The 22,857-nt window shown below is 68.4% G+C and carries 23 protein-coding genes and 1 riboswitch; of the genes, 12 read left to right on the top strand and 11 right to left on the bottom strand.

From position 1 onward, the window contains the following. Positions 1-129: 129 nt before the first annotated feature. The gene (locus G369_RS0122840; protein WP_167333973.1) at positions 130-2,208 is read right to left on the bottom strand and encodes a hypothetical protein; all 2,079 of its coding nucleotides are present in this window, start codon (positions 2,206-2,208) and stop codon (positions 130-132) included. Between the two features lie 187 nt (positions 2,209-2,395). After that, positions 2,396-2,464: riboswitch (S-adenosyl-L-homocysteine riboswitch) on the top strand. Between the two features lie 66 nt (positions 2,465-2,530). On the opposite strand from G369_RS0122840, the gene ahcY reads away from it, so the two are divergent. From ahcY to G369_RS0122820, 4 genes are all read left to right on the top strand, one after another. After that, positions 2,531-3,970, top strand: a complete 1,440-nt coding sequence (gene ahcY / locus G369_RS0122835; protein ID WP_019656365.1) for an adenosylhomocysteinase — start codon at positions 2,531-2,533, stop codon at positions 3,968-3,970. A 31-nt stretch (positions 3,971-4,001) separates the two neighbouring features. Next, positions 4,002-4,787 carry a TlyA family RNA methyltransferase gene (locus G369_RS0122830; protein ID WP_019656364.1) on the top strand — a complete coding sequence of 262 codons (786 nt, stop codon included), beginning with the start codon at positions 4,002-4,004 and terminating at the stop codon, positions 4,785-4,787. A 10-nt stretch (positions 4,788-4,797) separates the two neighbouring features. Beyond that, on the top strand, positions 4,798-5,622 hold the full coding sequence (gene metF, locus G369_RS0122825; protein WP_019656363.1) for a methylenetetrahydrofolate reductase [NAD(P)H]: 825 nt from the start codon (positions 4,798-4,800) through the stop codon (positions 5,620-5,622). A 62-nt stretch (positions 5,623-5,684) separates the two neighbouring features. Further along, entirely contained in the window at positions 5,685-6,305 is a 621-nt protein-coding gene (locus tag G369_RS0122820) for a septal ring lytic transglycosylase RlpA family protein (protein WP_019656362.1), read from the top strand. 28 nt (positions 6,306-6,333) lie between these two features. Here the strand turns inward: G369_RS0122820 and G369_RS0122815 are convergent, their stop codons facing one another. Then, complete coding sequence (locus G369_RS0122815; RefSeq protein ID WP_019656361.1) at positions 6,334-7,287, bottom strand: 23S rRNA (adenine(2030)-N(6))-methyltransferase RlmJ; 954 nt, start codon at positions 7,285-7,287, stop codon at positions 6,334-6,336. A 197-nt stretch (positions 7,288-7,484) separates the two neighbouring features. Here G369_RS0122815 and rplM point away from each other — a divergent pair, with 197 nt between their 5' ends. The 4 genes from rplM (at position 7,485) to mdtD (ending at position 10,401) form a co-directional block, all read left to right on the top strand. Further along, a complete protein-coding gene (gene rplM / locus G369_RS0122810) occupies positions 7,485-7,916 on the top strand; it encodes a 50S ribosomal protein L13 (RefSeq protein WP_019656360.1) in 432 nt (143 codons plus the stop codon). A 12-nt stretch (positions 7,917-7,928) separates the two neighbouring features. Next, positions 7,929-8,321 carry a 30S ribosomal protein S9 gene (gene rpsI / locus G369_RS0122805; RefSeq protein ID WP_019656359.1) on the top strand — a complete coding sequence of 131 codons (393 nt, stop codon included), beginning with the start codon at positions 7,929-7,931 and terminating at the stop codon, positions 8,319-8,321. Positions 8,322-8,510: 189 nt separating this feature from the next. After that, positions 8,511-8,876 carry an iron-sulfur cluster insertion protein ErpA gene (erpA, locus tag G369_RS0122800; protein WP_019656358.1) on the top strand — a complete coding sequence of 122 codons (366 nt, stop codon included), beginning with the start codon at positions 8,511-8,513 and terminating at the stop codon, positions 8,874-8,876. Between the two features lie 100 nt (positions 8,877-8,976). Next, positions 8,977-10,401, top strand: a complete 1,425-nt coding sequence (gene mdtD / locus G369_RS0122795) for a multidrug transporter subunit MdtD (RefSeq protein ID WP_019656357.1) — start codon at positions 8,977-8,979, stop codon at positions 10,399-10,401. Between the two features lie 7 nt (positions 10,402-10,408). Here mdtD and G369_RS0122790 read toward each other — a convergent pair whose 3' ends face one another. Both G369_RS0122790 and G369_RS0122785 read right to left on the bottom strand, forming a co-directional pair. Further along, positions 10,409-11,536: an anhydro-N-acetylmuramic acid kinase gene (locus G369_RS0122790; RefSeq protein ID WP_019656356.1), complete on the bottom strand. Its 1,128-nt coding sequence runs from the start codon at positions 11,534-11,536 to the stop codon at positions 10,409-10,411. A gap of 10 nt (positions 11,537-11,546) precedes the next feature. Continuing rightward, positions 11,547-12,893 (bottom strand): M23 family metallopeptidase, encoded by a 1,347-nt coding sequence (locus G369_RS0122785; RefSeq protein ID WP_019656355.1) that lies wholly within the window; start codon positions 12,891-12,893, stop codon positions 11,547-11,549. A 185-nt stretch (positions 12,894-13,078) separates the two neighbouring features. Between G369_RS0122785 and tyrS the strand changes: the two genes are divergently transcribed. Then, complete coding sequence (tyrS, locus tag G369_RS0122780) at positions 13,079-14,287, top strand: tyrosine--tRNA ligase (RefSeq protein ID WP_019656354.1); 1,209 nt, start codon at positions 13,079-13,081, stop codon at positions 14,285-14,287. A gap of 43 nt (positions 14,288-14,330) precedes the next feature. On the opposite strand, the gene G369_RS0122775 is transcribed toward tyrS, so the two are convergent. Further along, positions 14,331-14,954 (bottom strand): OmpA family protein, encoded by a 624-nt coding sequence (locus tag G369_RS0122775; RefSeq protein ID WP_051127628.1) that lies wholly within the window; start codon positions 14,952-14,954, stop codon positions 14,331-14,333. A gap of 5 nt (positions 14,955-14,959) precedes the next feature. Next, entirely contained in the window at positions 14,960-15,502 is a 543-nt protein-coding gene (locus tag G369_RS0122770) for a FecR family protein (protein WP_240650067.1), read from the bottom strand. A 155-nt stretch (positions 15,503-15,657) separates the two neighbouring features. Here G369_RS0122770 and G369_RS0122765 point away from each other — a divergent pair, with 155 nt between their 5' ends. Both G369_RS0122765 and dtd read left to right on the top strand, forming a co-directional pair. Next, positions 15,658-16,575 carry a cation diffusion facilitator family transporter gene (locus G369_RS0122765; RefSeq protein WP_019656351.1) on the top strand — a complete coding sequence of 306 codons (918 nt, stop codon included), beginning with the start codon at positions 15,658-15,660 and terminating at the stop codon, positions 16,573-16,575. Then, positions 16,572-17,015, top strand: a complete 444-nt coding sequence (gene dtd / locus G369_RS0122760; RefSeq protein ID WP_019656350.1) for a D-aminoacyl-tRNA deacylase — start codon at positions 16,572-16,574, stop codon at positions 17,013-17,015. Before G369_RS0122765 ends, dtd begins: the two co-directional genes overlap by 4 nt. Positions 17,016-17,033: 18 nt before the next feature. On the opposite strand, the gene ybeY is transcribed toward dtd, so the two are convergent. Both ybeY and G369_RS0122750 read right to left on the bottom strand, forming a co-directional pair. Next, positions 17,034-17,501, bottom strand: coding sequence for an rRNA maturation RNase YbeY (ybeY, locus tag G369_RS0122755; RefSeq protein ID WP_019656349.1), 468 nt, complete (start codon positions 17,499-17,501; stop codon positions 17,034-17,036). 1 nt (position 17,502) lies between these two features. Beyond that, the gene (locus tag G369_RS0122750) at positions 17,503-18,450 is read right to left on the bottom strand and encodes a PhoH family protein (protein WP_019656348.1); all 948 of its coding nucleotides are present in this window, start codon (positions 18,448-18,450) and stop codon (positions 17,503-17,505) included. Positions 18,451-18,618: 168 nt separating this feature from the next. On the opposite strand from G369_RS0122750, the gene ruvA reads away from it, so the two are divergent. Further along, entirely contained in the window at positions 18,619-19,191 is a 573-nt protein-coding gene (gene ruvA, locus G369_RS0122745; RefSeq protein ID WP_019656347.1) for a Holliday junction branch migration protein RuvA, read from the top strand. A gap of 24 nt (positions 19,192-19,215) precedes the next feature. Here ruvA and G369_RS0122740 read toward each other — a convergent pair whose 3' ends face one another. From G369_RS0122740 to G369_RS0122730, 3 genes are read right to left on the bottom strand one after another with little or no spacing between them, the layout of a single operon-like run. Next, positions 19,216-20,214, bottom strand: a complete 999-nt coding sequence (locus G369_RS0122740; protein ID WP_019656346.1) for a Bug family tripartite tricarboxylate transporter substrate binding protein — start codon at positions 20,212-20,214, stop codon at positions 19,216-19,218. 24 nt (positions 20,215-20,238) lie between these two features. Next, positions 20,239-21,516, bottom strand: a complete 1,278-nt coding sequence (locus G369_RS0122735) for an alkyl sulfatase dimerization domain-containing protein (protein ID WP_019656345.1) — start codon at positions 21,514-21,516, stop codon at positions 20,239-20,241. Beyond that, a complete protein-coding gene (locus G369_RS0122730) occupies positions 21,513-22,856 on the bottom strand; it encodes a DUF1254 domain-containing protein (RefSeq protein ID WP_019656344.1) in 1,344 nt (447 codons plus the stop codon). Before G369_RS0122730 ends, G369_RS0122735 begins: the two co-directional genes overlap by 4 nt. Position 22,857: the final 1 nt, after the last annotated feature.

The following is a 22,857-nucleotide window of genomic DNA, read 5'->3' as shown; positions in this document are numbered from 1 at the left end:
CCAATGTACGTCGCGCAGGCGAAACGTGCAGGCGGCCGTCTTAGGCCTGAATGAGCAACGAAAAAAGGCCGCATGCCACGCGATGCGGCATGCGGCCTTCCTGGCTTTCAGGGCGAAGCGCCCGCGGCGTCAGTCGATCAGGCCGATCTCCATCGCGCCGGCCGTGGCCGGGTTGCGCGAGCCGACCATCGCGAAGAGCTTGCTGCTCTGGCTCGCGAAGTGGTAGTTCGGGCCGATGAAGGTCGCCGCGCGCATGTTGAGCGGGCCGTTCGTGCCCATCGGAGCCAGCGACGCGTTGAGCGTGGCGCTGGTGCCGTCGGGCAGCGTCTGGGTGCGCGTGTAGTAAGACGCGTCGAGGCCGGTGCTGCCCCAGCCGCCGCTGGTGGCTCCGCCGCGCGCGATGACGGTGGGCCATGTGGCGCGTTCGGGCAGGCCGATGCGGAACACCGACCTCGGGGGCGTGGACGCCACGTTGCCGGCCGAGAGGTAGATGTTCTCGCCTCCGACGCGCGCGACCGCGAAGGTGCCGTTGTCCGACGGATTGGCCACGTTCACGATGCGCCAGGTGTCCACGGTGGTGCCAGCCGACACGGTGTACGTCAGCACGGATGCGGAAGGACAGTTGTCGATCCGGTAGATCACGTTGTCGTTGCACAGGTAGAGCACGGTGCCGCCGTTGGCGATCTGGATCTGGGTGATCGACGAATCGCCGCCGGTGGCCGTCATGTTGATGCCCAGCCGGTTGTAGGTGCCGTCGAGCGCAGCCTGCGTCTTCAGCAGCGCGCGCGATGCCACGAAGGGCCGCACGGCGTAGCTCTCGGGCGTGACCTGCGCGACCGCGAACGGGAACGCGCCGACCACCGTATCCGTCGTGAAGCGGAAGCTCGCCGTATTGGCGGCGCCCGTGATGCGGCTGCTCGCGAAGATGAAGCTGCCCGGCTCGGCCGTGTCCTCGGCGAAGCTGCCCGAGGCGACGGTGCCGGCGGCATCGGTCATCTCGTAGCGCTTGCTGTCGACGTTCAGCGCCAGCGTCTGCCGCGAGCCGTTGGTGGCGTAGACCTTGTAGCGCCCGTTGCGTGCGTCGGGCGTGGCGCCGTTGTCGATCAGGTTGAGCTGGATATAGCCCTGCGTGGCGGTGTTGCTGCGCGCGCCCACCAGCACCGAAAGCTCGCCGGCCTGCATCGCGAAGTACTTGTTCGCCCCGGTGAAGTTGACGCCGCGGATGCCCAGGGGCTGGTTCGCGTAGGCGGTGCTGTCCACCGGCATCGTCAGGGTGCCGTAGGTATCGTCGGTGCCGGTGGAGGTGCGCACCGTGCTGGTCGTGCTGATCAGGTTCGTGCCCCAGCTGCCCGTGGTCGACGAGCCGATGCCGCGCGTGGTGGGCCAGCTCGACGACTCGGGCAGGGCGATGCGCAAGAACTGCTGGGCCGGCGAGACGCTGAGGCCTGCGCCGAGGTACACGTTCTGGCCGCCGATGCGCGCCACGCGGAAGTTGGCGACGTCGCTGCTGTTGGCCACGTTGGTCGCGACCCAGGCGTCGTCGACCCCCGGCGTGACCGCGTAGGTGCGCTTCGAGGCGGCGGGGCAGAGGTCGATCCTGTAGATGATGGCGTCGTTGCAGAACTCCAGCACCGTGCCGCTGCCCGACAGGCGCATCGACAGGATCGTCGAGTCCTGCGCGCCGCCGGGGCTGCGCGTGACGCTGAAGCGGTTGTAGGTGCCGTCGATCAGCGCCGCGGTGGTGACGAAGTCGCGCGCCGCCACGAACGGCTGTGCGGCGTAGGCAGCGGGGCTCGAGTACGCGGTCTGGAACGGGAACGCGCCCACGATGGTGTCGCTCGTCACGCGGAAGCGCGAGGTGTTGGCCGCGGTGGCGATGCGGCTGCTCGCGAACACGTAGGTGCCCGGCTCGGTGAAGTCCTCGGCGAAGGTGCCGGATTCGGCCACGCCGAGGTTGTCCGTCATGGTGTAGCTGCCGGCGTCGAAGTCGACCGAGAGCTGCTGCTGCGTGCCGTTGGCCGCGTAGACGCGGTAGCTGCCGCTGCGCGCATCGGCCGTGGTCTTGGCCGCCGCCGCGGGCGTTTCCGGCTTCGTGTTGCCGCCGGTTCCCAGCGAAAGCCCGCCGCCGGAGCCTCCGCCGCCCCCTCCGCAAGCTGTCAGCAGGGCGACGAGGCCCAGGCTTGCGAGATGTCTTTTTTCCATCCTCATGTGACGCTTCCCTCTCTTTTTGAATGGGCCCGGCAGGGCGCCGGCCGGCTCCTGGACCGAGCCCGGGAGAATCGTAACCAAAGGTCAACACGGGGCCGGGGACGCCGGATGTCAGCCCCCCGGCAGCTGCGGCGCGGCCAAATCCCGCGGCATTGGCGCGCCCGGTCGCCCCGTCTACAATCCGCCCCTCCGAGGAGCGTTGCAGCGCCGTCAGGCGTGAGGCTCGGACCACATATCGCAACGACGCTCACCCGCTGTTCTTGCGGTGAGCCCATTTCCCGTATCCGGCGGCATCTTTCAAACCAGTTTTGTTGGAGTTCCCATGAGCGCTGTTCTCAAGCCCACCCCCGTTTCGACCGCCGACCAGGCGATCGCCGACCTGTCCCTGGCCGCCTGGGGCCGCAAGGAAATCCGCATCGCGGAAACCGAGATGCCCGGCCTGATGGCCATCCGCGAGGAGTTCGCGAAGTCGCAGCCGCTGAAGGGCGCGCGCATCACCGGCTCGCTGCACATGACGATCCAGACGGCCGTGCTGATCGAGACGCTGCAGGCACTCGGCGCACAGGTGCGCTGGGCCTCGTGCAACATCTTCTCGACGCAGGACCACGCCGCCGCCGCCATCGCCGAGAAGGGCACGCCGGTGTTCGCGATCAAGGGCGAGTCGCTGAAGGACTACTGGGACTACACCCACGCCATCTTCGACTTCGGCCCCAAGGGCTCGAAGGGCGAAGGCCCGAACATGATCCTGGACGACGGCGGCGACGCCACGCTGCTGATGCACCTGGGCCAGCGCGCCGAGAAGGACCAGAGCGTGCTCGCCAACCCGACCAGCGAGGAAGAGCGCATCCTCTACGCCGCCATCAAGGCCAAGCTGGCCGTCGACGGCACCTGGTACACCCGCAAGTCGGCCGAGATCATCGGCGTGACGGAAGAAACCACCACCGGCGTGCACCGCCTGAACGAGATGTCCGCCAAGGGCACGCTGCTGTTCCGCGCGATCAACGTGAACGACTCCGTCACCAAGAGCAAGTTCGACAACCTGTACGGCTGCCGCGAATCGCTGGTGGACGGCATCAAGCGCGCCACCGACGTGATGATCGCCGGCAAGGTCGCCTGCGTGGCCGGCTACGGCGACGTGGGCAAGGGCTCGGCCCAGGCGCTGCGCGCGCTGTCGGCGCAGGTGTGGGTGACCGAGATCGACCCGATCAACGCCCTGCAGGCCGCCATGGAAGGCTACAAGGTCGTGACGATGGAATACGCCGCCGACAAGGCCGACATCTTCGTGACCACCACCGGCAACCGCGACGTGATCCGCCACGAGCACATGGCCGCCATGAAGGACCAGGCCATCGTCTGCAACATCGGCCACTTCGACAACGAGATCGACGTCGCTTCGATCGAGAAGTACGAGTGGGAAGAGATCAAGCCGCAGGTCGACCACATCAAGTTCCCCGACGGCAAGAAGATCATCCTGCTGGCCAAGGGCCGTCTCGTGAACCTGGGCTGCGGCACGGGCCACCCGAGCTTCGTGATGTCGTCGTCGTTCGCGAACCAGACCATCGCGCAGATCGAGCTGTTCACCAAGCCCGACGCCTACCAGGCCGGCAAGGTCTACGTGCTCCCGAAGCACCTCGACGAGAAGGTCGCGCGCCTGCACCTGAAGAAGGTCGGTGCCATGCTGACCGAGCTGACCGACGTGCAGGCCGCCTACATCGGCGTCGACAAGAACGGCCCCTACAAGCCGGACACCTACCGCTACTGAGCGGGGGTGGCAGCGACAGCCGCAGCAGCGCATGCGCGCCGATCAGTTGCTGGTGGAGCGCGGCCTGGCCGCGTCGCGTTCGCAGGCCGTGCGGCTCATCGCCGGCGGCTTGCGCTGGCGTGACGCGGGCTCGGGCGACGCCTGGCGCAATGTCGTCAAGAACAAGGACGACGTGCCGGAGTCTGCCGAGCTCGAGCTGGTCGATGCGGCGGAAGCGCGCTATGTTTCGCGCGGCGGGCTCAAGCTCGAGGGCGCGCTGGCGGCGAGCGGCATCGACCCGGCCGGCTGGCTGTGCCTCGACGTGGGCCAGTCGACCGGCGGCTTCACCGACTGCCTGCTGCAGCGCGGCGCCGCCCGTGTGGTGGGCGTCGACGTCGGCCACGGACAGCTGCATGCGCGGCTGCGCGAGGACGAGCGCGTGGTGGCCATCGAGGGCGTCAATGCGCGTGCGCTGTCGGCCGACGATCTCGGCGAAGAAGCCGATGAAGGCGGGCCACGCTTCGACCTGATCGTGGGCGACCTGTCGTTCATCTCGCTCACGCTGGTGCTGCCGGCGGTCGTCGGATTCATGGCCGATGAAGGGCGCCTGCTGATGCTGGTCAAGCCCCAGTTCGAGCTGCAACCGGGCCAAATCGGCAAGGGCGGCATCGTGCGCGACGACGCGCTGTACGCGGTGGTCGAGAAGCGCCTGCGCGATGCCTGCGAGGCGCTCGGCCTGCGGGTGCTGCAGTGGTTCGACAGCCCGATCGCCGGGGGCGACGGCAACCGCGAGTTTTTCATTCACGCCGTTCGCGCTGTTCAGGCGAACGGTTCCTAAGGAGACGCAGGTGCGCCTTCCGTTGAGTTTCGAATTCTTCCCGACCAAGACGCCCGAAGGCGCGGTCAAGCTGCGCGCGGTGCGCCAGCAGCTGTATGCGCGCAAGCCGCAGTTCTGCTCGGTCACCTACGGCGCGGGCGGTTCCACGCACCAGGGCACCTTCGGTGCGGTGCAGGAGATCCTGTCCGAAGGCGTGGACGCCGCGAGCCACTTCTCGTGCATCGGCGCCACGCGCGCCACCGTGCGCGAGCAGCTCGCCGAGTTGAAGGCGATGGGCGTCAAGCGCCTGGTGGCGCTGCGCGGCGACCTGCCCAGCGGCTACGGCATCGGCGGCGAGTTCCAGTATGCGAGCGACCTCGTGGGCTTCATCCGCGAGGAGACCGGCCGCGACTTCCACATCGAGGTGGCCTGCTACCCCGAGATCCACCCGCAGGCCCGCTCGCCCGAGGCCGATCTGCAGGCCTTCGCCGCCAAGGTGAAGGCGGGCGCCGACTCGGCGATCACGCAGTACTTCTTCAGCCCCGAGGCGTATTTCCGCTTCGTCGACGACGTGCGCAAGCTGGGGCTCGACACGCCGATCGTGCCGGGCATCATGCCGATCACGAGTTCGACGCAGCTCATGCGCTTCTCGGACGCCTGCGGCGCAGAGATCCCGCGCTGGATCCGCCTGCGGCTGCAGAGCTTCGGCGACGACACGGCGTCGATCAAGGCCTTCGGTCTCGATGTGGTCACCGACCTGTGCGCGCGCCTGCAGGAAGGCGGCGCGCCGGCGCTGCACTTCTACACGATGAACCAGTCGGCGGCCACGCTGGCTGTGCTGGAGCGCCTCGATTGAGAGGGCGCGCGGGGTTCCGGGCGGCGCTTGTCGCGGCGACCTGCGTTCTTGCGGGATGCGCCATGCCGCCTGCCACCGACGCCGAAGGCGGCGGTGACGGGACGAAGCTGCTGCCCCTGCCCCGCGCCATCGCGGTACCTCCGGGCGCGGCCGCGCGCTCCAGCGTACCCGCGGTGCGCTATGACCTCGCCGTCTCCGGCATGGGCGAGCAGGCCCCGGACGACGGTATTCCCGACGACGGGCCGCGCGAAATTTTCGAGCGCGGCGGCGCCTCGTGGTACGGCATCCAGTTCCACCAGCGCAAGACCGCCAGCGGCGAACGCTTCGACATGAGCGCCATGACGGCGGCCCACAAGACGCTTCCATTCAACACGCGCGTGTGCGTGCGCAGCCTCGTCAACGGCAGCGAGGTGCTGGTGCGCATCAACGACCGCGGCCCCTATTCGGCGGGACGCGTCATCGACCTGAGCCGCGCGGCGGCCGACCGGATCGGCCTGACGGGGCTGGGCATCAAGCAGGTGGCGCTGACGGTGATCGACCGCGACGGCATGCGCTGCGGCGGCCTGCCGGTCGAGGCCGGCGATGCGGCGGCGCCCGTCGCTTCGAGCGAACCGCAGCAGCGGGCGCGCGCGCCGGCTCCGGCGCGGCGCAAGGCCGTGGTGCCGCCCCGCCGCCGCAAGTAGGCAGGCAGATGCGACAAGGGCGGCTTGCTCAGCCGTCCGAATCGAGCGAGAAGGCGGCGTTGCGGTCCTGGCCCAGGCGCTGCACCAGCTGCGGCAGCGCGGCCGCCAGCAGCGGCTTCAGCGTGTAGGGCGGGTTGATCAGGAACATGCCGCTGGCCGGCAGGCCCGGCCGGTGCGTCGCGCCCGATGCGGCGTCTTTCGTGATCTTGCTGGACTTGACCGTCAGCGTGGCGTGGAGCCACGACTTGCCGGCCTTGGTCGCCATCGTCTTGAGCCGGCGCGGCAGGTCGTGCGCCTCGGGCCGCGGAATGATCGGATACCAGACCGCGTAGGTGCCCGTGGCGAATCGCTTGAGCGCCTCTGCCATGAAGTCGAGCACGCGGCCGTAGTCGGTCTTCATCTCGTAGCTGGGGTCCATGAGCACCAGCGCGCGGCGCGACGGCGGCGGCAGGAACTTGGTGGCACTGCCGAAACCGTCCTCGCGCAGCACCGCGATCTGGCGGCCGGCCTCGAGCTGGGCGATGTTGGCGTCCAGCGTGCGCGCGTCGGTGGGGTGCAGCTCGAAGAGCTTGAGCTTGTCGTGGTCGCGCAGCAGGTGCTGCACGATGAAGGGCGAGCCGGGGTAGACGCGCGCGCCGCCCTTGGGGTTGAAGTCGCCGATCACGCCCAGGTAGCGGGCGATGGCGTCAGCCAAGGGGGCATCGGCCTCGGTTGCTGCTTTTTTGATAGCAGGCTTCGCCGGGGTGGCGGGGCTGTCGGACGTTTTGCTGTCGGAAAGGAGGCGCAGCACGCCGTCGGCAGCCTCACCGCTAGTGCCGGCGTAGTCGCCGTCCAAACGGTAGAGGCCGGCTCCGGCATGGGTGTCGACGACCGTCAGAGCTGCCTCTTTTTCGAGCAGGTGGTCGAGCGTGGCAATCAGCACCGTGTGCTTGAGCACGTCGGCGTGGTTGCCGGCATGGAAGGCGTGGCGGTAGCTGAACATAGGGGGAGGATGGTAACGGTGTTGGGGCCGCCAAGGCATGAATTTGCCTGCGCGGGGCCATTCTTCGTATAATCGTCGGCTTCGCAGCGTTTTTGTGGCCCCGCGGCGAAGACTTCGAAACCCACCTAAGAGATTCCCGTCAGAGGAACGCCGACCGTGGAAAAGGGCCCGCCAAACCTTCTTGCAAGAGAAAACTCATGACCAAAACGTTCAGCGCCAAGCCCGCTGACGTGACGCACGAGTGGTTTGTGATTGACGCGACCGACAAGGTCCTCGGACGAGTAGCCAGCGAAGTTGCTCTCCGTCTGCGCGGCAAACACAAGGCCATTTATACGCCTCACGTCGACACCGGTGACTTCATCGTCATCATCAACGCATCGCAACTGCGCGTCACCGGCGCCAAGTCGATCGACAAGGTGTACTACCGTCACTCGGGCTACCCGGGCGGTATCACGGCGACCAACTTCCGCGACATGCAATCCAAGCATCCGGGCCGCGCCCTGGAAAAGGCCGTCAAGGGCATGCTGCCCAAGGGTCCGCTCGGTTACGCGATGATCAAGAAACTCAAGGTGTACGGTGGTGCTGAGCACCCGCACGCCGCCCAGCAGCCCAAGACGCTGGAAATCTAAGGAGCCTTGAGAATGATTGGTGAATGGAACAACGGCACCGGCCGTCGCAAATCGAGCGTCGCCCGCGTGTTTCTGAAAAAGGGCTCGGGCAAGATCACGGTCAACGGCAAGGACATCCAGGATTTCTTCGGCCGTGAAACCTCGATCATGATCGCGAAGCAACCCCTCGCGCTGACCAACAACCTCGAAACCTTCGACGTGATGGTCAACGTGCACGGCGGCGGCGAATCCGGTCAGGCCGGCGCGACCCGCCACGGCATCACCCGCGCGCTGATCGACTACGACGCAGGTCTGAAGTCGGTGCTGAGCCAGGCTGGCTACGTGACGCGCGACGCTCGTGAAGTCGAGCGTAAGAAGGTCGGTCTGCACTCCGCCCGTCGCCGCAAGCAGTTCAGCAAGCGCTGATCCGCTTCCTGCAAGCGAACAAGAAGCCGCCTTCGGGCGGCTTTTTCATTGGAGGCCCTGGTGCCAGGTTGCTCCGACCCCACTTGCAATGGGGTGCGAGCCGGCCATGGCCTGCCGAGATCGCCTCATTGCAGTAGGATTCGTCCCATTGGCCGCACATCCGGCCCCCTCCCAAGGAGTTATCAGTCCATGAGCGCCGTAGCCGAAAACATCCAGACCCAGATGCCCGAGCCGATCATCTTCACCGACAGCGCGGCAGCCAAGGTGGCCGACCTGATCGCCGAAGAAGGCAACCCCGACCTCAAGCTGCGCGTGTTCGTGCAGGGCGGCGGCTGCTCCGGCTTCCAGTACGGCTTCACCTTCGACGAGATCACCAACGAAGACGACACCACCATGACCAAGAACGGTGTGTCGCTGCTGATCGACGCGATGAGCTACCAGTACCTGGTCGGCGCCGAGATCGACTACAAGGAAGACCTGCAGGGCGCCCAGTTCGTGATCAAGAACCCGAACGCCACCAGCACCTGCGGCTGCGGCTCGAGCTTCTCGGCCTGATCCGCCGGATGCCGTTGAACCCCCAGCCCGCCTGAAGAAGAAAGCCGCCTCCGGGCGGCTTTTTCGTTCCCGTCCCTTCTTTCTGCCCAGCCCGCCCCCCATGACTTCCGAGGCCGAAGCCACCGAACATCCCGTCCGCAAGAGCCTGCTGTGGCTCGTCGCCGTCGGCTTCTTCATGCAGACGCTCGACGCCACCATCATCAACACGGCGCTGCCGGCGATGGCCGCGAGCCTCGGCGAAAGCCCGCTGCGCATGCAGTCGGTGGTGGTGGCCTATGCGCTCACCATGGCGATGCTGATCCCCGCCTCGGGCTGGATCGCCGACCGCTTCGGCACGCGGCGGGTGTTCTTCTCGGCCATCGTGCTGTTCGCGCTGGGTTCGGTGCTGTGCGCGCTTTCGCACAGCCTGGGCCAGCTGGTGGCGGCGCGCGTGCTGCAGGGCCTGGGCGGGGCGCTGCTGCTGCCGGTGGGCCGGCTGTCCCTGCTGCGGACGGTGCCGCGAGGGGAATTCCTCCAGGCGATGAGCTTCGTGGCCATCCCGGGGCTCATCGGGCCGCTGCTGGGGCCGACGCTGGGCGGGTGGCTGGTGCAGTACGCCTCCTGGCACTGGATCTTCCTGATCAACGTGCCCGTGGGCCTGCTCGGGTGCATCGCCACCCTCAAATACATGCCCGATCTGCGCGGCGTGACGCTCAAGCGCTTCGACAGCGTGGGCTACGCGATGCTGGCCTTCGGCATGGTGGCGATCTCGCTCGCGCTGGACGGCGTGGGCCTGCGCCAGGGCGGCGTGCTGGTCGTGCTGATCTTCGGCTTCGCGAGCATTGCCGGCTACTGGCTGCGGGCCTCGCGCACGCCCGAGCCGCTCTTCGCGCCCTCGCTCTTCCGCGTGCCCACGCTCAGCATCGGGCTGATCGGCAATCTGTTCTCGCGGCTGGGCAGCAGCTGCATGCCCTTCCTGGTGCCGCTGCTGCTGCAGGTGTCGATGGGCTACTCGCCCGTGCACGCCGGGCTGATGATGCTGCCGATCGCCCTAGCCGGCATGGCCATGAAGCGCGTCGCCACCCCGCTGATCAGGCGCAACGGCTACCGCAAGGTGCTGGTGATCAACACCATCCTCGTGGGCTGCACCATGGCCAGCTTCGGGCTCACGGCGCCGGGCCAGCCGATGGCGCTGCACGTGCTGCAGCTGCTGGCATTCGGGGCGGTCAATTCGCTGCAGTTCACGGCCATGAACACCATCACGCTGAAGGACATGGACGGCAGCATGGCCAGCAGCGGCAACAGCCTGCTGTCGATGGTGCAGATGCTGGCGATGAGCATGGGCGTGGCAGCCGCCGGTGCGGTGCTGGCGGGCTACAACGGCGTCTTCGGCACCGACACGCCGGCCCACACGCTGGACGCCTTCCAAGCGACCTTTGCGACCATGGGGCTCATCACGATCGCTTCTGCCTTGATCTTCTGGCATCTGCCGTCGGAAGTGCGCGCGCCGCACCCGGCACAGCCGGAGGTTTCCGGCCAGGGCTGACCGGGCCTCAGGCCGGGTAGATCGCGCCCAGCACCCGCGCGCCGCGCGCGCCGGTCACGCTGGCGAGATTGCCGGGCTCGCGACGCACGGTGGCGCGGGCAAGCCAGGCGAAGGCGGCGGCCTCAACCTGCAGCGGCGGCAGGCCGTGGTCTGTGGATGCCTCGACCACAACGCCCGGCAGCAGGGCGCGCAGCCGGTCGAGCAGGTGGCCGTTCAGTGCGCCGCCGCCGCAGACGATCAGCAGCCTGCTATCTTTTCCGTAGCTCTTGAGGTCCGCTGCGCAGGCGTGTGCGGTCAGCTCGGCCAGGGTCGCCTGGACGTCTTCCGGGGCCATGGCGGTGGTGCCGAGCTGCGCCGCCAGCCAGGCGGGGTTGAACAGGTCGCGGCCGGTGCTCTTGGGTGGCGTCCGGGCGAAATACGGATCCGCCAGAAGCTGCGCGAGCAGCTCGGGCAGCACCTTTCCGCTGGCCGCCCACTGGCCGCCGCTGTCGAAAGGCTGCCCTTGATGAGCCTGGCACCAGTGGTCCATCAGCGCGTTGCCGGGGCCGCAGTCGAAGCCCAGGACGCTGACGGTACCCTCCGGCCTGTTGGTGGCCGGCAGCAGGCTCAGGTTGGAGATGCCGCCAATGTTCAGTACCGCGACCGTCTCGTCGGGCCTGGCGAACAGCGCGCGGTGGAAGGCCGGCACCAGCGGCGCGCCCTGGCCGCCGGCCGCGAGGTCGCGGCTGCGGAAGTCGGCCACCACGTCGATGCCGGTCAGCTCGGCCAGCAGCGAGGGGTTGTTGATCTGGAGCGTGTAGCCGACCTCGTCGAACTCGAGCGGCCGGTGCCGCACGGTCTGGCCGTGCGCGCCGATGGCGGTGACTGCACCGGCGTCGGTGCCGCTGTCGGCCAGCAACTGGGCGACGACACCCGCGTAGGCGCGGGCCAGCCCGTTTCCGGCCAGTGCGGCGCGGTGGAGTTCGTTGTCGCCCGGTGTGTTCAGCGCGAGCAGCTCGGCGCGCAGTGCCACCGGAAACGGGGCGGTCGCGTAGGACCGCACCGCGATGCGTCCGCCTGAAAAGTCGGCGAGCACGCCATCGACGCCGTCGAGAGAGGTGCCCGACATGAGGCCGATGAAAAGCTCGGCCGCCATCGCCGCGGAATCAGTCGGCGCCGGCCTGGATGACGGAGAAGGCCGCAGCCAGTTCGGTGCGCGCGCCGGAAGCAACGCGTTCGAAGGCCGGACGCATGGCGGCGGTGATCGGCGCGCCGCCTTCCTGTGCGATGGAGGTCGGGTCCTGGTAGACGCCGCCCACGCGGAATTCGAAGTGCAGGTGCGGGCCGGTCGCCCAGCCGGTGGAGCCCACCGCGCCGATGGCCTGGCCCTGGCTCACCGCCTGGCCGGCCTTGACGTCGATGCGGCTCAGGTGCGCATACGCCGTCTGCTGGTTGTTGCGGTGGTTGATGATGACGATGTTGCCGTAGCCGTTCTGCGTACCCGCGAAATCGACCGTGCCGTCGCCGACGGTGCGCACCGAGGTGCCGGTGGGCGCTGCGTAGTCGATGCCGTTGTGCTGGCGCCAGCTGTTCAGGATCGGGTGCATGCGCATCGCGAAGCCGCTGGACACGCGCGAGAACTCGACCGGCGTCGCCAGGTAGGCCTTGCGCAGGCTGTCGCCGTTCGGGCGGTAGTAGCTGCCCTTCTGGCCCGCGCCCGGGGGCTGGAACCAGACGGCCTGGTGGATCTTGCCGTTGTTCTCGAACTCGGCCGAAAGCACGCGGCCGCTGCGCAGCGCCTGCCCGTCGGCCTCGAAGGTCTCGTACACCACGGCGAAGCGGTCGCCCTTGCGCAGGTTGCGCACGTCGACGTCGCCCGCGAAGATGTCCGCGAGCTGGCTGGCCACGGCGTCGGGAATGCGCGAGTCGTCGGTGGCGGCGAACAGCGAAGTGCGGATGGTGCCGCTGGCCAGGCGCGTGCCCGGGGTCAGCGAGTCGCGCTCGGTCACGCCGGAGAAGCCGGTGGGCGTGCGCTCGATGACGAAGCGCTTGAAGCCGCCGTCGCCGTCGGGAATCCAGCGCGCGCTGAGCTTCTTGAGCTGGTTCTCCTGCGTGGCCTCGGCCGTCACGGTGCGGCCGGCGCGCGAGAAGAGCGCGTTGCGGGCCTCGACGCTGCCGCGCACGAAGGCGGTGGCGGCCGGGTCGGAGATGCCCAGGCGCTTCAGGAGCGCATCGGCGGTGTCGCTGGAGCGGGTGACGTCGGTGCGAAAGAGGGTGAAGCTGAAGTTCTCGAGCGATTCGCTCTGGTCGGCGAACGAGACCGGCGCCGTGGCTTCAAGAATCTGGTGGACGGGGAGGTCGGATGCGTCCGGACCGAGCGATGCCACCGCGAGGGTGCCGGCGCTCAGCAGCACGGTGGCGATGGCCGCGGTGATCTGCCTTGGGTACGTCCGGAATGTATAGGCCACGCGAGAAGCGAGAAGCTCCTCGGCGGCAAGAATGCCGTTGATCAAACTATGAATTCCAGCTCAGGTTCTGCAGGTCCGTGCTGCAAGGCCCAGTCACGTTCAGGGCGGCAGGAGACGGTGCGGAAAGAAGCGCCGCTTAGAATCCGGCGCTTGAAAAGTCGGGCTGAGTATAGCTTCGGCCCCCCGAAAATCAGCAAAAAAAGCCCGTAAAGGCCGATTCTGTTACATCCATGAGCCTCTCGAATAGTGTAGGACGCGCGCTCGAAATCTCCCTCCGGGGCGCCGACGAGCTGCTGCCGCAGGACGAATGGGTGCGCAAGCTCCAGCGCTCCGAAGCCACCGGAACACCCCTGCGAATCAAATTCGGCCTCGACCCGACCGCGCCGGATATTCATCTGGGTCACACAGTGGTTTTCAACAAAATGCGCCAGTTGCAGGACTTGGGGCATACGGTGATCCCGCTGATCGGAGACTTCACCACCACCATCGGCGACCCCTCCGGCCGCAACAGCACCCGGCCGCCGCTGACCCGCGAGCAGATCGAGGACAACGCGAAGACCTACTTCGACCAGTTGCGCCTGGTGCTGAACGTCGATATTGCCGAGGTCCGCTACAACTCCGAATGGAGCGACCCCCTGGGCGCCCGCGGCATGATCCAGCTGGCCGCCAAGTACACGGTCGCCCGGATGATGGAGCGCGACGACTTCAACAAGCGCTTCAAGGCCGGCCAGTCGATCTCGGTGCACGAATTCCTCTACCCGCTGATGCAGGGCTACGACTCGGTCGCCCTCAAGAGCGACCTGGAACTGGGCGGCACCGACCAGAAGTTCAACCTGCTCGTCGGCCGCCATCTCCAGCAGGAATACGGCCAGGAACCGCAGTGCATCCTCACCATGCCGCTGCTGGAAGGGCTCGACGGCGTCGAGAAGATGTCCAAGAGCAAGAACAACTACATCGGCATCAGCGAAGACGCCAACACCATGTTCGCCAAGGTGCTGTCGATCTCCGACGACCTGATGTGGCGCTGGTACACGCTGCTGAGCTTCCAATCGCTCGAGCAGATCGCGGCGCTGAAGGCCGAGGTGGAGGGCGGGCGCAACCCGAAGGACGCCAAGGTTGCGCTGGCCAAGGAAATCACCACCCGCTTCCACAGCGCAGCGGCGGCCGATGCGGCCGAGCAGGACTTCATCAACCGCAGCAAGGGCGGCGTGCCGGACGAGATTCCGGAGGTGTCGCTGTCGGGTGCGCCGCTGGGCATCGCCCAGGTGCTCAAGCAGGCGAACCTGGCGGCTTCGGCTGGAGAAGGCAACCGCCTGATCGACGGCGGCGGCGTGCGGATCGATTCCGCCGTGGTCAGCGACAAGGCGCTGAAGCTGCCCGCGGGCAGCTACGTGGTGCAGGTCGGCAAGCGCAAGTTCGCGCGCGTGACGCTGAGCTGAACCGGAACGGGCCCCGCGGGGCCTGCTCCGCATCCTTATTTATCTACCGGACCTCGATGGTCACGCGCCGGTTGCGCGGCTCGTCCACCTCGTCGGCGGTCTGGACGGCCAGGTCGCGTTCGCCGCGGCCCACGGCCTCGATGCGGTTGGCCGGGAACTGGCGCTCGACGAAGAGCTGGGCCACTTCCTGCGCCCGGCGGCGCGAGAGCTCGTCGTTCTGCGGACCGCTTCCCTTGGTGTCGGTGTGGCCGGTGACCACGATGTCGCCGCCGCTGCGCGCCAGCGCTGCCGCCAGCGCCTCGCTCATGATCTGCTGCGACGCCGGCGTCAGCGTGGTTCCGCCGAGCTCGAAGTAGACCGTGTAGCGCTGCGGAGGAGGCGGGCGCATGTCGAAAAGCGGCTTGTTCTCCGCCTGCACCTTGGCCGGATCGACGTTGTCGACCACCGGGGCGCCCTTGGCGCCGACCGCGGCCGTGGCGCGCTGGTAGGGCGTGGAGAGCACTTCCTCGCCGTCCTTGGCGCGGACCACTACCGCCGAGGGCTTGCCGTCGGCCTGCGGCAGCAGCACCACCCGCGTGCCGGGCGTGGAGCAAGCGGCCAGCAGGGCGGCGGCCAAAGTGGCTGCGAGAAGGGAGGGGAAACGGGAGGATGGGAGTTTCTTCGGCATCTTGATCATGGCTGGCCGTCGGCTTGCACGATGAAGTCGGTGCCGCGGATGCCGATGGTGGCAGTCTGCGTCTCGACCCGCACCGCGTCGGGGTTGGTCTTGCCGATGAGGCCGGTGATCATGCGCATGGAGCCGCGCAGCAGCGAGAGCAGGATGCCGCCGTCGCGCGTGGTGCCGTCGAAATGGAATTCCTTGAGATCAAGGCGCGTGGAGGGCCCGACCACCAGCGTCGTGTCGTCGCGCAGCACCAGGGAGGCCGAGGAGTCGGGGCCGGTCACGATGCGGTCCACCGCGCCCACCGCGTCGCCTGCGCTGGCCGTGCGGGCTGCGCCGGCGCCGTTGAGCAGCTGGACGCTGCCGCGCACCGACTTCACGAAGCCGGCCTGGAGATCGGGCTTGGCGGCAGGCACTGGCGCGGGAGCCGCTTCCGCAGCTGCCGGCGCGGGTGCTGGAGCGGTCGCAGGAGCGGCCGGCGGCGTCTGGGCCTGCGCCAGCGCGGCGTATCCCGCGATGGCGATGCCGCCGAGGACGGTCACGAGGTTTTTCATCATCTGGCTCTCTGTGCTAAGAGTTGCGCAACGTTAGTCAAACATTATTAATGCGAAGGCGTTACATATGGACACGAGGCCGATAATTCAGGCTGTTTCTGCGCCCTTTTACCGCTTTTCGCCCTGCTTCCTGCACTGTTCACGGTGGTTTTCGAATGATGTTTTCCCCTAAGGCGCTGCTTCGCGCGTCGGTTGTCGTGGCTTTGATCACGATCGTGCTCAAGGGACTGGCCGGCTACATGACGAATTCCATGGGCCTGATCTCGGACGCCATGGAGTCCTTCGTGAATCTCGCGAGCGCCGTCTTCGCGCTCGCGATGGTGACCATCGCCGAGCGGCCGGCCGACGACGACCACCCCTACGGCCACCACAAGGCCGAGTACTTCTCCTCGGGTTTCGAGGGCATCCTGATCGTCGGGGCGGCCATCGCCATCGTATGGGTCTCGGTGCAGCGGCTGCTGTCGCCCCAGCCGCTGGAGCAGCTGGGCTGGGGCCTGGCGCTGTCGGTGATCAGCTCGGGCTTCAACGCGGGGCTGGCCCTGCTGCTGTTCCGCGCGGCGCGCGCCCACCGCTCGATCGCGCTGGAGGCCGACGGCCGCCACCTGATGGCCGACGTCTGGACGTCGGCCGCCGTGCTGATCGGCATCGTCGGCGTGATGGTCACCGGCTGGCTCTGGCTCGATCCGATCCTGGCCATCGGCGTCGCGCTGAACATCGCGCGCGAGGGCGTCAAGCTGGTGTGGCGCTCCTCGCAGGGGCTGATGGACGAGGCGGTCGACTCCGAAACCCTCGGCACCGTGCGCGCCACCATCGATGCCTTCGCCGCCCGCGTGCCTGAAGGCCGGCGGCTGCGCTTCGACGACATGGTCACGCGCAGCGCCGGCCAGCGCCGCTTCGCCGACCTGCACATGCACGTGCCCGGCGACTGGACGCTGCAGCACGCCGCCGGCATGCGCGACGAGCTCGAGCAGGCGCTCATGGACGCCGTGCCCGGCCTGCGCGTCACCATCCAGCTGTTGCCCTTGACCATGGAAGCCCGCGCCACCCAGGCCGGCGAACATCACCCCCTATGAAAGCCGTTCTCCAGCGCGTCGCGAATGCCCGCGTCGACATTTCCGGCCGCACCGTCGGCGCCATCGATGCAGGCCTGCTCGTGCTGCTGTGCGCCGAGCGCGGCGACGTCGACGCGCTCGCCGACCGCATGCTCGCCAAGATCCTCAAGCTGCGCATCTTCGCCGACGATGCCGGCAAGATGAACCGCAGCGTGCAGGACATCGGCGGCGGCCTGCTCGTGGTGAGCCAGTTCACGCTGGCGGCCGATGCGAGCGCAGGCAACCGCCCCAGCTTCACCCAGGCCGCGCCGCCCGACGAAGGGCGGCGCCTCTACGAATACTTCGTGGCGCAGGCCCGCGCCGCGCATCCGGTGGTGGCCACCGGCGAGTTCGGCGCCGACATGCAGGTGCACCTGCTCAACGACGGGCCGGTCACGATCCCGCTGCAGATGACGGCGTAGCGGCGGCCGGCCACCCGGCTATTTGCCGTAGGGGTTGCGCACGCCCAGCCCCGCGAGGATCTCTATCTCGTACGCCTCCATCTCGTCGGCGTCGGCCTCGCTGGTCTCGTGGTCCCAGCCCTGGGCGTGCAGCGTGCCGTGCACCAGCAGGTGCGCGTAGTGGTCGGCCAGCGTCTTGCGGTTTTCCTTCGCCTCGCGCGCGACCACCGGCGCGCACAGCACCAGGTCGGCCATCACGACGGGGCCCTGCGCATAGTCGAAGGTGAGCACGTTGGTCGCATAGTCCTTGCCGCGGAACTCGCGGTTCAGGCGCTGGCCTTCGTCGGCATCGACGATGCGCACCGTGATCTCGCCGTCGATGTCGAGCGCATGGCGTATCCAGCGCGTCACGCTGTGGCGCGGCAGCGCGGCGCGGTGGCGCTCCACGCCCTTGAAGCGGCCGAACTGCAGCGACAGCGAAAGCGCCGGGAGCTTCGATGCCGCCATCTCAGTGGCTCCCCGCGCGCTTGCGCTGGCCGTCGTAGGCATCGACGATCTTCGCCACCAGCGGGTGGCGCACCACGTCCGCGCTCGTGAAGTGCGTCATGGCGATGCCGTTCACGCGCTTGAGCACGCGCTCGGCGTCGATCAGGCCGCTCAGCTGGTTCTTGGGCAGGTCGATCTGGCTCACGTCGCCCGTCACCACCGCGCGCGCGCCGAAGCCGATGCGCGTGAGGAACATCTTCATCTGCTCCGGCGTGGTGTTCTGCGCCTCGTCGAGGATCACGAAGGCGTTGTTCAGCGTGCGCCCGCGCATGAAGGCCAGCGGCGCGATCTCCAGCGCGTTGCGCTCGAAGGCCTTCTGCACCTTCTCGAAGCCCATCAGGTCGTAGAGCGCGTCGTACAGCGGGCGCAGGTACGGGTCGACCTTCTGCGTCAGGTCGCCGGGCAGGAAGCCCAGCCGCTCGCCTGCTTCCACCGCCGGGCGCGTCAGCACGATGCGCTGCACCGCGGCGCGCTCCAGCGCGTCTACCGCGCAGGCCACTGCCAGATACGTCTTGCCGGTGCCGGCCGGGCCGATGCCGAAGGTGATGTCGTGCTTCGCGATGTTGTCGAGATAGATCGCCTGCGTGGGCGTGCGCGGCCGCAGGTCGCCGCGGCGGGTGACGAGCATCGCCGCATCGTCGTCGCCGTCGAGCATCCCGCCGTCGCCGGCCAGCGTGAGCTGCACCACGGCCGCGTCGATCGGCCGCTGCGCGATCTCGTAGAGCGCCTGCAGAACGTCCATGGCGCGCTGCGCGGGGGCCTTGTGGCCCTCGACCTTGAACTGCTCGTGGCGGTGCGCGATCTTCACGTCCAGCGCCTCCTCGATGCGGCGCAGGTGGGCGTCCAGCGGGCCGCACAGGTGGCTCAGGCGCGAGTTGTTCAGTGGGGTGAAGGTGTGTCGCAGAATCACGCGGTATCCATTTCCATCTAATCGGCAGCCCATGCAAGACCAGCCACGCTCGAAAAAACGCAATCCAGGGCGGGAAACACCGCGGAACCGGCTTTGCCGGTCCGCCGGTGTTGCCCTCTTGAGGGGGAAAGCGGCTACACGGAGTGAGCAAGCAACGGGGGGAAGCCAATGATAGGCAAACTGACCGGCACCCTGGCCGAGCGCAATCCGCCGCAGGTCGTTGTCGACTGCAACGGCGTTGGCTACGAGGTCGACGTGCCGATGAGCACGTTCTACAACCTGCCGAACGTCGGCACCAAGGTGTCGCTGCTCACGCACTTCGTCGTGCGCGAGGACGCGCAGATTCTCTACGGCTTCGGCACTGCCGAGGAGCGCGCGGCCTTCCGCCAGCTCATCAAGATCACCGGCGTGGGTCCGCGCACCGCGCTGGGCCTGCTTTCGGGCATGAGCGTGGGCGAGCTCTCGCAGGCGATCACCACGCAGGAGCTGGGCCGGCTGGTGAAGATCCCCGGCATCGGCAAGAAGACGGCCGAGCGGCTGCTGCTGGAGCTCAAGGGCAAGCTCGGCGCCGACATCGGCCTGCCGGCGCACGCCGCCTCCGACGCGCAGGCCGACATCCTGCAGGCGCTGGTCGCCCTGGGCTACAGCGACAAGGAAGCCGCGCTCGCGCTCAAGGCGCTGCCCAAGGACGTGGCGGTGAGCGAAGGCATCAAGCTGGCGCTGAAGTCGCTGGCCAAGTGAGGCCGGCGGCGCCGGCGCTTCTCTTCACTCCAGCGTCAGTCCGATGTCCTTCACCAGCACGTTCCAGTCGTGCAGGTCCTTCTGGATGGTGGCGGCGAACTGCTCGGGCGTGTTCTGCGGCAGGTCGGTGAAGTTGAGTTCGCGCAGGCGCTGCACCACCGCCGGGTCCTTCAGCAGCTGGTTCACGGCGAGGTTGAGCTTCTTGACGATGGCCGGTGGCGTCTTCGCGGGCGCCAGCAGGCCGTACCACGAATAGTTCGCGAAGGGGTAGCCGGCCTCCGTCATCGTCGGCACGTCGGGCAGCATCGGGATGCGCGAGGGGCCGCTGTTGGCCAGCGCCTTCAGCCGGCCCGCGCGCACCAGCTCCACCGTGGACGACATGTCGGCGAAGGCCGCATCCACCTGCCCGCCCATCAGGTCCTGCACGCACGGACCGCTGCCCTTGTAGGGCACGTGCGTCATCGACAGGCCCGCCTGCTTCCTGAGGCTCTCCATCGCGAGGTGGCCGCCCGAGCCGTTGCCCCACGAGCAGTAGTTGAGCTTGCCGGGGCGCGCCTTGGCGTAGGCGACGAATTCCTTGAGCGTCTTCACCGGCAGGTCCGGCCGCACCAGCAGCAGGTTGCCGCCGCGCCCGATCTGCGCCACGGGCGCGAAGTCCTTCACCGGGTCGTAGGGCAGCTTCCTGTAGAGGCTGGGGTTCACCACCATCGCCGCGGCGTAGGTGAACAGCAGCTTGTAGCCGTCGGGCGCGGCGCGCGCCGCGAGCTCGGTGCCGAGGATGCCGTTGGCGCCCGGGCGGTTGTCGATGATGAAGGGCTGCTTCATCGATTTGGAGAGCGCGTCGGCGATCAGCCGCGAGATGGTGTCGGTGCCGCCTGCCGCCGCCGTGGGAACGATCAGTGTCACCGGCTTGTCGGGATAGGCATCGGCATTGCCCTGTGCATGGACGGCCATCGCCGCCCAGGCCGCGAGCGCGCCCACGGCCAGCGAGCGCAGGCGGTGCCGGAGGAGTGTGGTTGTCATGTGTTGTCTCCTGTCGTCTGTTTTTCAGTGGATGCCGAAGCGCGCCTGCGTTCCCTGCTCGATCATGTCCGCGCCCACGCGATACAGGTTGCGCGAGACGTAACTCGGCACCTGCCGTGCACGCTCGCGCAGCCATTCGGCCTTCAGCGAGCGCGCCTCCACGATCTCGGGCGCGTCGCCCTCGGCGATGGCCAGCAGGTCGATGACGTGCAGCGCGAGCTGCCAGCGGCCTTCCTTTGCGAGGGCGCATGCACGCGCGATCACGCCGCGCTTGTCGGTGATGGCCTCGGCCACGGCCCGGCCGACGGCCTCGGGCGCCTCGGGATGCAGCGAGGTCGGGTTGCGGTCCCACCAGCCGTTCTCCGAGCGGTAGATGTCGCGCACGATGTAGCCGGGGTCGCCGTACGTCGGCTTCATCCACTCGACGCCGAACAGCTCGTCGGGAAAGCGGATGCGCGCGAGCACGCCGCGCTCGTTGTGCCCCTCGTTCATCAGCCGCACGACCTCGGCGCGCAGCCAGCGCAGCGCACGCGCGGTGTGGGTGAGCACGTGCCGCACCTGCTCCTCGCCTTCGAGCGTGGCGCCGAACTCGCGCACCGCCTTGCGCGCGCCGAGCGCCGCGAGCGCTTCGAGCGTGTCGGCCCAGCGCACCGTGTCGCGCATCGTGCGAAAGGGCGTGCCGATGTTGGGAATCGAATCGATCAGCGCCGCGCCGCCGTAAAGCACGCGCTGCGACGGGCTCCACAGCGCGATCGCGTCGTCGGTTTCCGATGGCGCCCAGCGCAGCTCGACATGGCTGTCGCCCTGGCCGATCTGCAGCCGGTCGTCGAAGGTCTCCGTGGGCGCGTGCATGGCGAGCCGGCGGTCGAAGAAGCCCGCCGGCCGGTTGAACTGGATCTCCGCCATGCGGTGCTGCAGCGCCTCGGTCTCGCGGTAGCGGGCCTGGCGCCGCAGCACGTTGCGGTGCGCGATCACGCGCGGCGGCGCATCACCGCGCTGCTCGGCATGCGCGAGCCACATCGGCACGCCGGAGTTGTAGCCCACGTGCCCGTGGCTGTAGCAAAGCGCATGCAGCGGCGCGTTGCTGAGCTTGCGCACCGCGTCGATCATTCCCTGCGTCACCGGGCCGCCAGGCCCGGCATCGATCACCACGAGGCCGGCGTCCGTTTCGGCCACGAAGGACTGCCCCTGGCCGCGCAGGATGTGCAGGCCCGGCGCCACCGTCTCGGTGCCGGTGCCGACGATGAGGAAAGGCTTCTCCTGTCCGGCGCCGTTCGTGTCGTTCGTGTCGTTCGTGTTCATGCGGCCTCCCCGGTACGCACCAGCGCCGGCAGCGCATAGCGGCCGTCCAGCATTTCCTCGCGCGGCACGTAGGCGCGCAGGCACAGATAGAAGTCGCCCGCGGGCGCCGGCAGCCAGTTCGCCTGCGCGGCTTCGTCGTCCGGGCGCGCATGCTGGATGTGCAGCGTGAGCCCGCCGTCCGGGTCGCGGCGCAGCCCGGGCGTGCGGTCGCCGATGGCGTAGCGGTCGATGGGGTTGTCCACCAGCATGTAGTCGCGGCTGTCGTACATCGTGAGCGACCAGAAGGCATCGACCGGCGGCAGCGCGCCGGGCGCGAAGCGCAGCGTGTAGCGGCCGCTGCCGTCGAGCTTGCGCCCGGATGCGTCGTGCCACGCCAGCGGGTAGGTCGCCTCGCGGCTCTCGAGCATGCCGATGTACTTGAGCGCCACCAGCGCGCGCGCCGGGTGGTCGTCGCCGAAGCTGCCTTCGACCAGCGGCATCTGCACCCAGCCGGTGGAAGAGGTGGCGCCCGACTGCGCATGGCGCAGGCGCGGCAGCACGGCATCGAGCGCGTCCTGCAGAACGGCGAGCTGCGCCTCGTCGGGTTCGCCGGTACCGAGGCCCAGCCCGAGCCGCGCGAAGCGTGCCAGCAGCCCGGCATCGCGCGCCGGCGGCGGGTTCTCGCGGAGCGCGCGGTTCACCTGCGCCGCGAAGTGTTCGGCGCTCAGCGGCGCCTTCGGATCGCAGGCCGGGTCGAAATGCTTCGGCATCGACGAGGCCTTGCCGGCCTGCCAGTCGCCGAGCGTGCGCACGACGAAGCCGTCCTGCAGCGCATTCACGGCCGGCACGTCGCCGGGTCCGTCGACCAGGATGCGGCCGATCACCCACAGCCAGCGCGTCGGCGCCTCGATGTGCGAGCCGGGCTGCGCGAATGCGGCCGGCACTTCCCCGCGCCAGCCCGGCGGCGTGACGAGGAAGGAGCGCGCTGCCGTTCCGGTGAGCCGCTGGCCGATGTGCGCGAAGGGGTTCGTGTAGAAGTCCAGCAGGCCCAGCACGTAGTAGCGCCCGGCCGTGTCGGGCACGTCGATCACCAGCGGGCCTTCGCCCAGGTCGAGCCAGGCGTTGGTGTAGAGCGTGTCATTGTTCGGCGTCACCACGCGGCTCTTGCCTGCGCCCAGCAGCTGGCGTGCGTGCGTGAACACGTTGCACCAGCGATGCGGCCTGGGTGCTTCTCCCGCGGTATCGGTGCGCTGCGGCGAGGTGGCCGCGCGCATGCGGCTCATCTCGTAGAGCGGGAAGGCGTAGACGACGGCCTCCTCGGCCAGCGTGCGCAGTCCGTCGTCGATGGTCGTGGCCTGCATC

Origin of the sequence: Variovorax atrisoli 110B (assembly GCF_000382045.1) — a bacterium.
Lineage (GTDB): Bacteria > Pseudomonadota > Gammaproteobacteria > Burkholderiales > Burkholderiaceae_C > Variovorax > Variovorax atrisoli.
The sequence above is the reverse complement of the archived record's forward strand: the minus strand, read 5'-3'. Positions and strand labels throughout refer to the sequence as shown.

Bases quoted from the DNA above. Each gene is read 5' to 3' on its own strand.
- G369_RS0122840 (WP_167333973.1), bottom strand. From the start codon at position 2,208: ATGAGGATGGAAAAAAGACATCTCGCAAGCCTGGGCCTCGTCGCCCTG.
- ahcY (WP_019656365.1), top strand. From the start codon at position 2,531: ATGAGCGCTGTTCTCAAGCCCACCCCCGTTTCGACCGCCGACCAGGCG.
- G369_RS0122830 (WP_019656364.1), top strand. From the start codon at position 4,002: ATGCGCGCCGATCAGTTGCTGGTGGAGCGCGGCCTGGCCGCGTCGCGT.
- G369_RS0122820 (WP_019656362.1), top strand. From the start codon at position 5,685: ATGCCGCCTGCCACCGACGCCGAAGGCGGCGGTGACGGGACGAAGCTG.
- G369_RS0122815 (WP_019656361.1), bottom strand. From the start codon at position 7,287: ATGTTCAGCTACCGCCACGCCTTCCATGCCGGCAACCACGCCGACGTG.
- rplM (WP_019656360.1), top strand. From the start codon at position 7,485: ATGACCAAAACGTTCAGCGCCAAGCCCGCTGACGTGACGCACGAGTGG.
- rpsI (WP_019656359.1), top strand. From the start codon at position 7,929: ATGATTGGTGAATGGAACAACGGCACCGGCCGTCGCAAATCGAGCGTC.
- erpA (WP_019656358.1), top strand. From the start codon at position 8,511: ATGAGCGCCGTAGCCGAAAACATCCAGACCCAGATGCCCGAGCCGATC.
- mdtD (WP_019656357.1), top strand. From the start codon at position 8,977: ATGACTTCCGAGGCCGAAGCCACCGAACATCCCGTCCGCAAGAGCCTG.
- G369_RS0122790 (WP_019656356.1), bottom strand. From the start codon at position 11,536: ATGGCGGCCGAGCTTTTCATCGGCCTCATGTCGGGCACCTCTCTCGAC.
- tyrS (WP_019656354.1), top strand. From the start codon at position 13,079: ATGAGCCTCTCGAATAGTGTAGGACGCGCGCTCGAAATCTCCCTCCGG.
- G369_RS0122775 (WP_051127628.1), bottom strand. From the start codon at position 14,954: ATGCCGAAGAAACTCCCATCCTCCCGTTTCCCCTCCCTTCTCGCAGCC.
- G369_RS0122770 (WP_240650067.1), bottom strand. From the start codon at position 15,502: ATGAAAAACCTCGTGACCGTCCTCGGCGGCATCGCCATCGCGGGATAC.
- G369_RS0122765 (WP_019656351.1), top strand. From the start codon at position 15,658: ATGATGTTTTCCCCTAAGGCGCTGCTTCGCGCGTCGGTTGTCGTGGCT.
- dtd (WP_019656350.1), top strand. From the start codon at position 16,572: ATGAAAGCCGTTCTCCAGCGCGTCGCGAATGCCCGCGTCGACATTTCC.
- ybeY (WP_019656349.1), bottom strand. From the start codon at position 17,501: ATGGCGGCATCGAAGCTCCCGGCGCTTTCGCTGTCGCTGCAGTTCGGC.
- ruvA (WP_019656347.1), top strand. From the start codon at position 18,619: ATGATAGGCAAACTGACCGGCACCCTGGCCGAGCGCAATCCGCCGCAG.
- G369_RS0122740 (WP_019656346.1), bottom strand. From the start codon at position 20,214: ATGACAACCACACTCCTCCGGCACCGCCTGCGCTCGCTGGCCGTGGGC.
- G369_RS0122735 (WP_019656345.1), bottom strand. From the start codon at position 21,516: ATGAACACGAACGACACGAACGACACGAACGGCGCCGGACAGGAGAAG.
- G369_RS0122730 (WP_019656344.1), bottom strand. From the start codon at position 22,856: ATGCAGGCCACGACCATCGACGACGGACTGCGCACGCTGGCCGAGGAG.